Annotated in this window: 12 protein-coding genes; 5 read left to right on the forward strand and 7 right to left on the reverse strand. The window is 33.5% G+C overall.

The genetic code is table 11. The features are described 5' to 3' along the window. Window positions 1-90: 90 nt before the first annotated feature. Entirely contained in the window at window positions 91-666 is a 576-nt protein-coding gene (locus ACJJVN_RS09025; protein WP_405377882.1) for a pseudouridine synthase, read from the forward strand. Here ACJJVN_RS09025 and ACJJVN_RS09030 read toward each other — a convergent pair. The 3 genes from ACJJVN_RS09030 to murA form a co-directional block, all read right to left on the reverse strand. Beyond that, on the reverse strand, window positions 650-1,456 hold the full coding sequence (locus ACJJVN_RS09030; protein WP_405377883.1) for a hypothetical protein: 807 nt from the start codon (window positions 1,454-1,456) through the stop codon (window positions 650-652). The two genes, ACJJVN_RS09025 and ACJJVN_RS09030, sit on opposite strands and share 17 nt — an antisense overlap. Further along, a complete protein-coding gene (locus ACJJVN_RS09035) occupies window positions 1,449-2,060 on the reverse strand; it encodes a hypothetical protein (protein WP_104514909.1) in 612 nt (203 codons plus the stop codon). The genes ACJJVN_RS09030 and ACJJVN_RS09035 overlap by 8 nt, the downstream gene beginning before the upstream one ends. Window positions 2,061-2,244: 184 nt before the next feature. Continuing rightward, window positions 2,245-3,555 carry a UDP-N-acetylglucosamine 1-carboxyvinyltransferase gene (murA, locus tag ACJJVN_RS09040; protein ID WP_104514910.1) on the reverse strand — a complete coding sequence of 437 codons (1,311 nt, stop codon included), beginning with the start codon at window positions 3,553-3,555 and terminating at the stop codon, window positions 2,245-2,247. A 189-nt stretch (window positions 3,556-3,744) separates the two neighbouring features. Here murA and ACJJVN_RS09045 point away from each other — a divergent pair, with 189 nt between their 5' ends. Beyond that, a complete protein-coding gene (locus ACJJVN_RS09045; protein WP_405377884.1) occupies window positions 3,745-5,829 on the forward strand; it encodes a DUF3857 domain-containing transglutaminase family protein in 2,085 nt (694 codons plus the stop codon). Window positions 5,830-5,985: 156 nt separating this feature from the next. Here ACJJVN_RS09045 and panB read toward each other — a convergent pair whose 3' ends face one another. Beyond that, a complete protein-coding gene (gene panB, locus ACJJVN_RS09050; RefSeq protein ID WP_104514916.1) occupies window positions 5,986-6,804 on the reverse strand; it encodes a 3-methyl-2-oxobutanoate hydroxymethyltransferase in 819 nt (272 codons plus the stop codon). A 60-nt stretch (window positions 6,805-6,864) separates the two neighbouring features. Here panB and ACJJVN_RS09055 point away from each other — a divergent pair, with 60 nt between their 5' ends. From ACJJVN_RS09055 to ACJJVN_RS09065, 3 genes are all read left to right on the forward strand, one after another. Beyond that, window positions 6,865-7,350 carry a hypothetical protein gene (locus ACJJVN_RS09055; protein ID WP_405377885.1) on the forward strand — a complete coding sequence of 162 codons (486 nt, stop codon included), beginning with the start codon at window positions 6,865-6,867 and terminating at the stop codon, window positions 7,348-7,350. A 21-nt stretch (window positions 7,351-7,371) separates the two neighbouring features. Beyond that, complete coding sequence (locus tag ACJJVN_RS09060) at window positions 7,372-7,974, forward strand: hypothetical protein (protein WP_405377886.1); 603 nt, start codon at window positions 7,372-7,374, stop codon at window positions 7,972-7,974. A 291-nt stretch (window positions 7,975-8,265) separates the two neighbouring features. Beyond that, window positions 8,266-9,066 (forward strand): metal-dependent hydrolase, encoded by an 801-nt coding sequence (locus ACJJVN_RS09065; protein ID WP_405377887.1) that lies wholly within the window; start codon window positions 8,266-8,268, stop codon window positions 9,064-9,066. Between the two features lie 212 nt (window positions 9,067-9,278). On the opposite strand, the gene ACJJVN_RS09070 is transcribed toward ACJJVN_RS09065, so the two are convergent. From ACJJVN_RS09070 to fabG, 3 genes are read right to left on the reverse strand one after another with little or no spacing between them, the layout of a single operon-like run. After that, window positions 9,279-10,094 (reverse strand): prohibitin family protein, encoded by an 816-nt coding sequence (locus ACJJVN_RS09070; protein ID WP_405377888.1) that lies wholly within the window; start codon window positions 10,092-10,094, stop codon window positions 9,279-9,281. Window positions 10,095-10,106: 12 nt separating this feature from the next. Next, complete coding sequence (locus ACJJVN_RS09075) at window positions 10,107-12,125, reverse strand: hypothetical protein (protein WP_405377889.1); 2,019 nt, start codon at window positions 12,123-12,125, stop codon at window positions 10,107-10,109. Between the two features lie 15 nt (window positions 12,126-12,140). After that, window positions 12,141-12,887, reverse strand: coding sequence for a 3-oxoacyl-[acyl-carrier-protein] reductase (gene fabG / locus ACJJVN_RS09080; RefSeq protein ID WP_104514921.1), 747 nt, complete (start codon window positions 12,885-12,887; stop codon window positions 12,141-12,143). Window positions 12,888-12,937: the final 50 nt, after the last annotated feature.

Here is a 12,937-nt window from a genome sequence, read left to right on the forward strand (position 1 = left end):
AAGTTTATTGCATAATTATCACGTAATTATTACGATTCAATTTATTAATATTTATTTAGTAAATCGGCTATATTTTAAGAACTTCGCCACATGGAGCATCGACACTTTTTAATCTACAAACCTTATAAAATGCTTAGTCAGTTCATGACTAACGACAGGCATCAAAAAAACAAGAAGTTTTTAGGAGAGCTATTTGATTTCCCGACAGATAGCATGGCTGTAGGCAGACTAGATGAAACTAGTGAAGGCCTATTAATGATTACTACAGACGGCAAGTTGAGCAGTCATATCAATAAACATGGTAAGGTAGAGAAAGAATACTATGCACAAGTAGATGGAGTGATTACAAAAGAGGCAATTGAAAAAATGACCTCTGGACTAGAGATAAGTATAAATGGCTCTATTTACTTAACCAAAGAATGTCAGGCAAAAATAGTAGAACAAACCCCTGATTTACCAGCAACGTTACAACGTGTACGAGACGATCGCCACGGTCCTACTTCTTGGGTTTCTGTGACTTTAAAAGAAGGAAAATTTAGACAGGTACGTAAGATGTGCGCTGCAGTAGGATTTCCTGTATTGCGACTTGCTCGTGTACGCATAGGAGCATTTACCTTAGAAAATCTTAATAAAAAAACTGTTGTGGAAATTACCGACCTATTATAGTTTTCCTAACGAGAGGATCTACTTCTTTCCATGGATTTGTAATTGATCTCCATTCAGAAGCAGTGTTTTTTAATCCATTCATAGCCATTGCAGTGGATTTTATTTCATAACTCAAATTGGGATCAAATCGCATATTACCACCACATTCCCAATAACCTATTTCAAAATTGCCTTGATAGGGCTTCAAATAAGTTCTATACATTTCTCCTTTTGAATTTCTTATAGTAACCTCATACCAGACCTTATAACTCAAGAGAAAATAATTAGGCTCCAAGCCTACCAAAAGTGTAAAACCTACTGAAGATGATTGCTTTAATTCCTTTGCACCTACTATCACTTTATAATCTAAGTGTAAATCTTTGTGTACACTATAATCCTTTGCAGAGTCTACAATAAAAAATTTACCTTTCCATCTTTTTTTTTCAAACCATTCATCAGGTAAGTCAGCAAATTTTTCATCATTATATTTAAACTGAGAATAAAAAAAATACTTAGTTCCCATTTTTAATGGACAGTCAGGCTTTAATAGTATTTGAGCATGTAAATTTATTCTTGTAGAATCAAAAATAAGTAGGTCGATTATTTCACCTTGTTCAGATCTCAAGGAGTAATCAAAATTATTAATAGAAAATAGGCTCTTCTCTGTTTCCATTCCATTTTGTAGCATAAATAGTTGATCTACATCAATATTATGATTTTCAGGAAATAACTGTGTAGTACTTATTCCGCACTCCATTCCTAAAGATAAAAATGGAATAAAAAATAAAATTACTACTAAAGCCTTACTCATTCTTCAAAATAATCAAAGTAGCTTTTACACCAGACGCAAGGTTCCATATGTTTTGTTGTACTACTTTACCTTTAGTATCCATCACTTTAAACTCTGCTGTGTTGGGACCAGAAGACCCTTGGTTTAAGGCTTCAATTTCTATTTTATTGAATCCATCTTTAAGAGGTATACTAACTCCTTGATAGACATTTCTTAGGTATATTTTTTCCACAAGAATCTTATCATCTTGCCATATACGCACTAGATCTCCATCTTCAAATTGGTGATCTCTACAAACAAGCCTAAGTAATTTCTCACCGGTTCTTATTTCGCCTAGAAAAGTATCACTTCTAAAACCTGCACCTACCGGAGCATCTTTTTTAAATTTTTGCTTTTGATACTTAATACCTGGATCTACAAGATCGGTCTCTTGACGCATTTTGATCTCGTTATTTTCTTTGGGTCTGGTATATGTTTTAGTCTCCTTCTTTTCTGGAAACAACATAGATCCACCTGTAGTAGTTTGTGGAACTGGTTCTATAGTACGTGGAGCTGTGTTAGGAATCTCTTGTGCAAAAGAATACCCTGTAGATAAAATAAATATGAATGCAATAACCTTTCTCATACCTGCAAGTTATCAAATTCCCTGCCTAAAATGATCACAGAGAAGTTATTTTAAGTTAAAATGTCGTGATAACTCGTTGTTTTTAAGCAAGATTTAAACAAATGAAATTTATTATTAATTATCTATTCTGGTTACGCTTTCGCGAAAGCGTAACCTAAAACAGAAATCTTATAGTTTTTAAAACTTAATCTAATCGCTTGATTTTGGCACCTATTGCACGCAGTCTGCTATCTATGTTTTGATAACCACGATCGATTTGTTCAATGTTATGGATGGTACTTGTCCCTTTTGCACTTAAAGCAGCGATAAGTAAAGAAATACCAGCTCTAATATCTGGGCTAGTCATAGTGGTAGCCTTTAATTGAGATTCAAAATCATAACCTATTACACTCGCTCTATGTGGATCGCAAAGAATAATTTTTGCTCCCATATCGATAAGCTTATCCACAAAGAATAAACGGCTTTCAAACATTTTCTGGTGTATTAATACACTACCTCTAGCCTGTGTTGCCACTACTAGAACGATACTCAATAAATCTGGAGTAAAACCTGGCCATGGAGCGTCAGAAATGGTAAGAATAGAACCATCGATGTAATTCTGGATTTCATAACCGTCATTGTGTGCAGGAATGAAAATATCATCTCCACGACGTTCTATAGTAATTCCTAGTTTTCTGAAAGTTGCTGGAATGATACCCAACTCGTCATAAGCTACATTTTTAATGGTAACCTCTGACTTAGTCATCGCAGCAAGACCTATCCAGCTACCTATTTCAATCATATCAGGTAGAATGCGGTGTGTTGTACCACCTAATTTTTCCACACCTTCTATTATCAGCATGTTAGAACCTATACCAGAGATATTTGCACCCATGCGCACTAGCATGTTACATAGTTGCTGTAAATAAGGCTCACATGCAGCGTTGTAAATAGTTGTTTTTCCTTTGGCAAGAACCGCTGCCATAACAATATTTGCTGTACCTGTAACTGATGCCTCATCTAGTAGCATATACGCTCCATGAAGCTCGTCTGCCTCTACACCATAGAAATATTCTTCTTTGTTGTATCTGAATTTTGCTCCTAGTTTAATGAAACCTTCAAAGTGTGTGTCTAGACGACGACGTCCTATTTTATCACCACCTGGACGTGGAATATATCCTTTTCCAAAACGTGCTAATAATGGACCTACTAACATGATAGAACCACGTAGTCCACGACCTTGTATTTTATACTCTTCGGACTGTAACCAGTCTAGATTTATATTATCTGCTTGAAAAGTGTAAGATTCCGGACCATTTTTAGTCACTTTTACACCTAGGTTATTCAATAAAGCAATCAGTTTATTAACGTCGATAATGTTCGGAACATTATTAATCTCTACTGGCTGGTCTGTTAGTAAAACGGCACAAAGTATTTGAAGTGCTTCATTTTTAGCTCCTTGTGGTTGTATATCACCTTTTAATTGATGTCCACCTTCTATTATAAATGTTCCCATGTATTTCTTTAATTGTAATTTTTAAAAATAACGAACTCGCCGAAGTTTTTAAAACATTATGAAGGTTATAATTCATAATTAATGAACATGATAGATTCTTACCTTAATATCTATTTTAAAAGCGGTTTATATCTCTTAAAATAGTATAGAATTATATTTTACATTTGTTACCAACCAAATCCAACCTTAGTGAAAACCATTACCTTATCCATTGCCTTTTTACTTACAGCTTTATTCTCAATAGCTCAAGTAGAAACGGGAATCGCACCCAACTGGCTAGAAAAAGTAACTTACAGCCCTACTCCAGATGTTAATTATGATGATTTAAATCAAGGAACCTTAACCTTACTTTCCGATCACCAAGTAAACATACCTAAACAGGAGTCCTATACAAAATATGCTACTAAAATATTTGAAAATGTAGGCGTACAACAAGCATCTACCATAAATGTAAGTTATGACCCTAAGTATCAAACCTTAAAATTCCATTCTATAAATGTCCTTAGAGATGGAGAAGTTATCGATAAATTAAAGCCAGATAATTTTCAATTAATGCGCCGTGAATCTGATGCAGAAAATTATATGTACGACGGTACAATGTCTGCCGTTATGAATATATCTGACGTTAGGTCAGATGATATAGTGGAATACAGTTATACTATTAAAGGTTTTAACCCTATTCATAAAAACAAATTTTCTGACTCTTATTACCTCAATAGTTATGAACCTATAGGTAAAATGTCTATCACATTACTATCAGAAAATGAGTTACATATTAAAGGTATCAACAACCCTAGTGAGCCACAAATAACTACTGTTAATGGTTTAAAAAAATACCACTGGAATAATGAGAACACAAAAACAGTTACTTATGAAGATTACAGTCCTAACTGGAAAATAGATTACCAACTAGTAATTGTTAGTGATTATGATTCATGGAAAGAAGTGGTAAAATGGGGAATAGATACTTTTACCTTAAAAGAAAAACCAAATAGAGAATTATCAAAAACAATTAATAACATCAAACAAGAAAATTCTACTGATGGAGAGAAAATAGCTGCTACTTTAAATTTTGTTCAAGATGATATCAGGTATCTAGGTCTTGAAGACGGTATAGGAGCCTATAAACCTTTTATGCCTAATCAGGTCATTGAGCAGCGCTTTGGTGACTGTAAAGATAAAAGTTTACTCATGTCTTCTATGCTCAATGAAATGGGAATAGAAGCCTACCCTATGTTAGTTAGTAGTTTTTTAAAGCAATCTATCACAGAGTTTCTTCCATCACCTATTTTCTTTGATCACTGTGTAGTAAAAGTTATTGATTCTACAGGAACAGATTTATACTATGACCCTACCATTAGTAATCAAGGTGGTGTTTATAATAAAACACATTTCCCAGATTACCAGTATGGACTGGTTATTAAACCAGAAAACACAGACTTAGATCAAATTACGAGTCATTCTAAGAACACTGTAGAGGTTTATGATGTCTATGAACTAGAAGAAACTGGCAAAGGAGCTACTTTAAAAGTTAAAACTGTCTTCTATGACTATGAGGCAGATGCTATGCGAGGATACTTTAAAAACAATAGTATCAATACGATAACCAAAGAGTATAAAAACTATTATTCTAACTATTATTACAATATTGAGTCTACTAAAAAACCAGAGTTTAAAGACGATTTAGAGCTCAATAAATTTGAAGTAACCGAAGAATACAAGATCGATAGTCTATGGAGACCTATGCCAGAAAAAGATGGCTACATCATGGCACATTTTACACCTTCTAGCATAGAAGGTATTTTATATACTCCTAATAAGGAAGAGCGCAATGATCCTTTAGATTTATATTACCCATCAACTAAGCAACATAAAATCAAAGTGATATTAGGCTCTCGATGGGATGTGAATAACGAGCAAGAAGAATTTAATTGTACCGCTTTTGATTATAAATGGGATGTAAAATATAATAAGCGTAAAAACGAAATAGACTTAACATATTTATTAAAATATAAAAAAGACCATATCAACCCATCTGAATTTAAGGAATATTCAAAACAAGTAAATAAAGTAAATGAAACCCTAGGTTACCAGATATACATCCCTTCTAGCATGGCTGTAGGAAATAGTTTCATTAATAAAGCTAGTAAATCTTCTAATACAGTAGAGACTTTTATGATCATGCTTTTAGTTCTATTTGTAATCATTGTTATCATCTTATTAATAGTCTGGTACAGTCAGCGTAATAAGAAACATATCGACCCTTTTTATTAATATTAACCCTTTACATTTTTCGACTATTCATTCTGTATAAATAATAAATAGAAAAATATCTGATTAAGTACAAACTTAAAAAGGCTGAAAACTATACCGTATAGTTTTCAGCCTTTTTATATATCAACTATTTAAAGTTCGTAGTAATTAAATTCCTTAATACTGCTCCTCATCATTAGGAAAATCTACAGCCTTAACATCCTTAACGTAATTAGCAACAGCATTACCCATCTCTTCATAAAGATTTAAATAGCGTCGTAAAAAACGTGGGTTAAACTCATGTGTCATACCGAACATGTCGTGAGATACAAGAACCTGTCCATCTACACCAGCGCCTGCCCCTATACCTATTACAGGAATAGTAAGCTGCTCTGCAACCTTTTGTGCAAGTGCAGCAGGTACTTTTTCTAGTACTAGAGCAAAACAACCCCATCTTTCTAACGCTAGCGCATCTTGTACTAGTTTTTCAGCCTCTTCAGCTTCTTTAGCTCTTACCGTATACGTACCAAATTTATAAATAGATTGTGGCGTTAGACCTAGATGTCCCATAACCGGTATACCAGCATGTAGAATACGTTTAATAGATTCTTTTACCTCGCTACCACCTTCTAACTTCACACTATGGCCACCACTCTCTTTCATAATACGTATCGCACTACGTAAAGCCTCTTTTGGGTCACTTTGATAACTACCGAATGGTAAATCTACCACAACCAGTGCACGCTCCACAGCTCTCACCACACTACTCGCATGATAAATCATCTGGTCCAGCGTTATAGGTAACGTAGTCTCATGTCCAGCCATTACATTACTCGCACTATCACCTACCAGAATAACATCTATACCAGCACTATCGATAATCTTTGCCATGGTATAGTCATAAGCCGTTAACATCGAGATTTTCTCGTTGTTTGCTTTCATTTCAGTAAGTGATTTTACAGTCACTCTTTTATATTGCTTCTTTGCAGTAGACATAAAACTTGTTTTAAGTGTAGCAAAAGTACTAATATTACAGCTCAATTAAATTGTAAGATTATGAGACATCTATTTATTATTGTTTTCGTTCTCGCTTTCGCGAAAGCTAACTCTCAACAAACTGTACAACAAGACACTACACAAGTAGAAATTAAAGAAGAAATAAAAACACCTACCGCTGTAGATGCCGTAAAAAGCTTTTTTAAGAATTTTCATGCCCGCGATACTAGCGCATTGAAAGAATCGATGCTTCTAGATATACAACTCACGTCTATGACCATAAAAGGAGAAGAACGTAAAATAAGTACTACAGGAACCTCTCTTTTCTTAAAAAATCTAGCCGCAATACCAGACAGCATTCCATTTGAAGAGCGACTTATCGAGCTTAGTTATGACAGCGATTCTCAAATAGCGACCGTTACCGCTACCTATGAGTTCTATTATAATGAATTTCTATCCCACATAGGAACAAATAAATTTACCCTATACTTCATAGATGATAAGTGGATTATAGCCGGCATTGCAGACACTCGTATTTTTGGGTAAAAGTCGATAATTAGCAAATAAATGGATGTACGCAAACTGGCACAAAATCATATTGAAGCTATAGAAATTTCAGGATTAAAGCTTGAAATTCTAGAAGAAACTCTAGAATATTTTTGTTTTTCCTATTCACATCCTACGCTAACATTAGCTGGTGCTGGACCTACTTTTATTGATAAGATAGAACTAAGATTTTTTGAATATGGATCAGGTGATTCAGATCCAAAAGCAAATTTTATTAAAAAAATAAAAACAGAAAAACTTATAAGAAAGACATTACCTGAATTTGATATTCTAAAATCTTATAATCTCAACATAACTAAGATATTCAGAAAAATGAATTTAATAGAAAAGTTGATGGATTTGAACTTAGCTTACACGATTCCAGAAATAGTTGGCAAAGATATATTTAGAATTTCAAAACCATATAACTCAAATCTTATTGAAAAGCGATTAACAATCTTACCTTGTAAATTCTCTAATATACCGGCTGAAAAATTAAGCAATCTCATAATTAGCAATAAAGAAATAAAGTTAATCGAATTCACAATCACAGAATTTGAAGAAACCACAAAAACAAATCGAGTGGAAAAATCTACTGACGAAGATTTACTACCTACTTGGTAAAAGTATAAATACAACCACCTACCCCAATTACATCTCAATACAAAATTTCCCTTCAGCCGAAGGGAAAACAGGTTACACAGCTTTGCTGTGAACCAAAAGGGTTTGATGAGAGGCTTGTTCTATTGTAGTCGTTTATCATAAAAAATATTCTAGTATTAAACCTTACTTCTGAGATATGTAAACTCTCAATTTGTTTCGTATTTTCACAACTACAACTTAACCAAAAACACATAAAAGCACTTAAATACCCTTGTAATATTATATTTTTAGTTGCTTTCACCAATTACTATAATGGATATAATCTCACATACGTTTACAGGAATTGCCGTTGGTACTTTATCTGCTACAGTTTCAAATAGTTCATGGAAAAATAAGGGATTAATAATACTAATTGGTGCTCTTGGCGGTGCTTTGCCAGATATTGATGCGATTTCACTGTGGTCAAAATTTGATTCTACCATTGGATCATTTCTTGGGTTAAGTCATTCAGGTAGAGAAATATATTTTGGAAAATTTTGGTATTCTCATCATGCTTTTATGCATTCATTGATAACTCCTATACTAATTATACTGTTAATAAGTATAACCAAAACTATAATCCGCAGAGAATTCAAAATAAATAAAATTCTAAAGAGGATTAAGAAAAATAGATTTTTGAATCTAGCTTTCTTTTTGGGCTTTCTGTGTCATCTTCTTGAAGACATGCCGACACCTTCTAGTGTTTGGAGTGGAGTTAATTTATTTTTCCCTAGTTCAAATTACATAGGAGGATTTGGTAATATCTGGTGGTGGAATAATTATGATTTGGTATTAATAATAATCGGAGTAATACTATTGAACTTAACAATAAACCTTATTCCAGCTCATTATCACAAAATCAAAGTCAGATCTTGTATATCCGTATTCGTTTTTGGTATTACCCTATTTCTTATTCAAATAAATACAAGAACTACAGACTTTTCTTATAATGGTCATACCAACAATTATTACAATTATGAATTGCAATCTAAAAACATACAGAGAGACATACTAGGAGAGAATTTATTTGAAATAATGACTAACATCGATAATAAAATCCCTTTAAATTTTTAATTAAACTGCTCTACAAAACATTTCACATTCAGTCGAAGGGAAAACAGGTTACACAGCTTTGCCGTAAATAAAAAGACTTGAAGAGTAGCTAATTATACGATAGTCTCTAAAAAATAGTGAAATAATAGAAACAATTATTTTAACCACCCTAAACTAAAAAAGCTCCAATTCTAATTTAGAATTGGAGCCTTTTTTAATTAACAATAGTAATCTTATTGATTCCCTAAAATAATTGGTAAACCACCGCTTTCGCCACCGCCTATAACTACTACTTTGGAGTTAGGAGATTCGGCTAATTTTAAAGTAGCCTCAATTCCTTTTTCTGTAAGAATTTTGTCTGTTAAAGATGCGCTTAAAATTTTGTTAGCTACCGCTTTACCTTCGGCATCAATTTTTTGTCTTTGAGCTTCTTTTGTTGCTCTAGCAAGTCTGAACTCGTATTCTAATGCTTCTTGTTCTTGTTCTAGTTTACGCTCAATAGCTGCCTTAATTTTAGCTGGTAAAGTAACGTCCTTTACGAGAACTTCACTTACTATTATGTATTGAGAAGCTAGTTTATTTTGTACTTCTTCTAGAATCTCGTTTTGTATCACATCACGCTTACTAGAGTACAATTGTTCTGGTGTATAACGTCCTACCACACTTCTTGCAGCAGCACTTATACCTGGTATTAAGATATCGTCTTTGTAAGTACGACCCTTTTCTTGATGTAAATAAGGTAATTTTGAATACTCTGGCTTATACCATACCGTTGCATCTACCGTTACTTCTAGTCCATTTACAGATAGAACTTTCATTTGATCAGAAACAGAAAGTTGTCTTACTGGATAAATAATCATATCATTCCATGGGGCAATGATATGAAAACCTTCTCCATAAGTATTTTCTCTATCGATACCACTATTTAAAGTTTGAAACAAAACTCCTGCCTGCCCAGATTCTATTACTACCGAACTTTTAATAATGACGATAATAAGTAATACAACGCCTGCTAATGCAAACACTACTGCCTTGGGTAATTTTTCCATAATTCTATTTTTTTAAACTAATCCGTTATATTTTCTTAAAAACCATTCTAAACCGAGCAATAATAGGATAATACCTAGTAAGTACTGCCAGTCTATGAGGCTGCTCTGTTTAATCGTTGCTCTCTCGATGATTTGTAATAAAGGGTCGTTATTTAATTTATTAATTAACTGATTAACTTGTCCTTGATACATCACGTTAGACGGACCGACTAATTTTTTCATACCAGCATCGCTAGCATTTACTTGTTGTTTTTCTATATCGTACTCTAGAATACTGAAAGAGCCCGACCTAGATAATTGATCATTTTCTACTTTTACCGTAAATGTGTAATCACCAGCATTTAAACCACTTAAATCTACCGAGTACGAGTTACCACTCAATACAAATGGTCTTGTGACACTTTCCTTAGATTCCTTATTTTTTAAAACTATATTTAAGATTCCATTATCTTCAAACTCATAGTTTTTATCTAGGTATTGAGCATTAATTTCTATCGCTTTATTTTGATAGTAAAATGTCTCATAAGTAACCTCTAGTCTATTGCGTTTTTTATTACTCGCAAGGTATTGCACCTGACTGCTCACAAGATCATCAAAGTTTTTAAAGTCTTTATTATTTAAAAAGCTTTGAGCTCTCCACCTCCATAACCCACTTGCTAGAGTCACCGCATGTTTAGTTTCTCCATTTTCATACGTAAACCATATAGGTTGTGTAGTCGCAATACTACCTATTTGCTTATAGAAAAGAACATCTATATTAGTATTAAATTTAATATCACCGAATGGTACCGCCACAGGTGGATAATCTTCAAAATTGAGTTGATCTAAATTAAATGTTGCGTAAGAATCATTGAGTATAGGTTGTGCGTCATCATACTCGTTATCTGTTTCTATTTGAAATGCTTTATTATTAGCATTGAGATAACCTAAATCTGGATCTGGTCCAGTAATTACCCAAGTATTTTTATTAAATGCAGCTTGTTGTGAGTACGCTTTCGCGAAAGCGGAACCTACACCATACATCACAACCAAATTATAATCATTAAGATCATAAGATTGAGATGTGTTTTTAATAGTCACTTTACGTTGCTGGTTAGACTCAATAGCCTTTTTTAAATTACCGATATCTGGATGCATGATATCACTTAATATCAACACATTAGTTTGTTGATCGATCACCTCTACGGCAAAGCTGCGGTAATTATTCTTAGTATTTTTTTCACTAGATAGTGTTGCAATGGCAGCAACCATAGACTGTGTCCCTACTGAAGTACTGGTCAAATTAAAACTAGCAATAGCAGACCTGTGCGTAGCATCAAAGTTAAACGACTCTTTATATAAGGTCTTATTTCCTTGAGTAATGGTAAAATTGCGTGTCACATTTTCATTTCCTTGATAAGAGATAAAAACCTCTACTGGGAACTCGTTATCTAGATAAGAATATCTATTAACGTTTATGTTGGTAATTTGTAAATCGGCATATTGGGTGGTATCACCGTAAATAATAGGATATAAACTAGTCTTAGCATCTAACTTAGAGTATCCATAGCTGTTACCGGTAGTCTGGTTACCATCGGTAAGTACCACTATAGCTTTATTTCTATTTTTAAATAATTCTTGTGGTTGTGTAATAGCTTTACCTAAATCGGTATCAGCCTTATTAAATCCTAAGGAGTCTATGGGTTTTATATCTTCAGAAAATTGGAAAACCTGAATATCAAATTTAGATTGTAGATCTTCATTTTCTAGTAATAGATCGAGATCATTTTTAATCGTGCTTTTAGCATCTAAATAATCTACAGATTTAGAATCGTCTACCATAACGATAAGTTGTGGTAATAAAGACTCATAAGTTTTTGAGTCAAATCGAGGGGCAATAAATAGCAATAGAATACAAAAAACCGTGAGAAAGCGCAATAACGCAAACCACGGTTTTTTCTTAGTATTCTTAGTCTTACTTATGTAACCGTATTGAAAAAGAGCTATTAAGGCAGCTACTACTGCAGCAATAATCATTAAAATTACGGTCATGAAATAATTCTTTTATTATGTTAGCATTCCGCCATCCACGTTAAGTGTCTGACCTGTAACGTATGCAGATAAATCACTAGCTAGAAAAACACAAGCGTTTGCAACGTCTTCTGGAGTACCACCACGTTTAAGTGGAATGGCATCTCTCCAGCTTTGTACTGTTTCTTCATTAAGAGCACCAGTCATTTCAGTTTCTATAAATCCTGGGGCTATCGAGTTACAACGTATATTACGAGAACCTAATTCTAGTGCTACAGATTTACTAAAACCTATGATACCAGCTTTACTGGCAGCATAGTTAGTCTGTCCAGCATTACCTTTAACACCTACCACACTACTCATGTTAATAATGCTACCTTTACGTTGCTTTAACATGGTACGTTGTACAGCTTTAGTCATGTTAAAAACAGACTTAAGATTTACTTCTATCACTTTATCAAAGTCGTCTTCACTAATTCTCATTAATAAATTATCCTTAGTGATACCTGCGTTATTGATAAGTACATCTATACTATCAAAATCCTTACTAACAGCATCTACTAATTCTTGAGATTGTGTAAAATCGGCAGCGTTACTTTTGTAAGCCTTTGCCTTTACACCAGCCGCAGTAAGTTCTTTTTCTAATTCTAGAGCTGGACCTTCAGAACTGGCATATGTGAAAGCTATATTTGCACCATGTTGTGCAAATACTTGTGCAATCCCTTTACCTATACCACGACTGGCACCGGTAATGATTACGTTTTTACCTTCTAATAATTTCATAAGTAGTTGGTTTAATATAAAAAGCCAAAATAATTATTATCCACGAAATG

The sequence above is a fragment of the Nonlabens sp. Asnod3-A02 genome (genome assembly GCF_045063755.1).
GTDB lineage: Bacteria > Bacteroidota > Bacteroidia > Flavobacteriales > Flavobacteriaceae > Nonlabens > Nonlabens xylanidelens.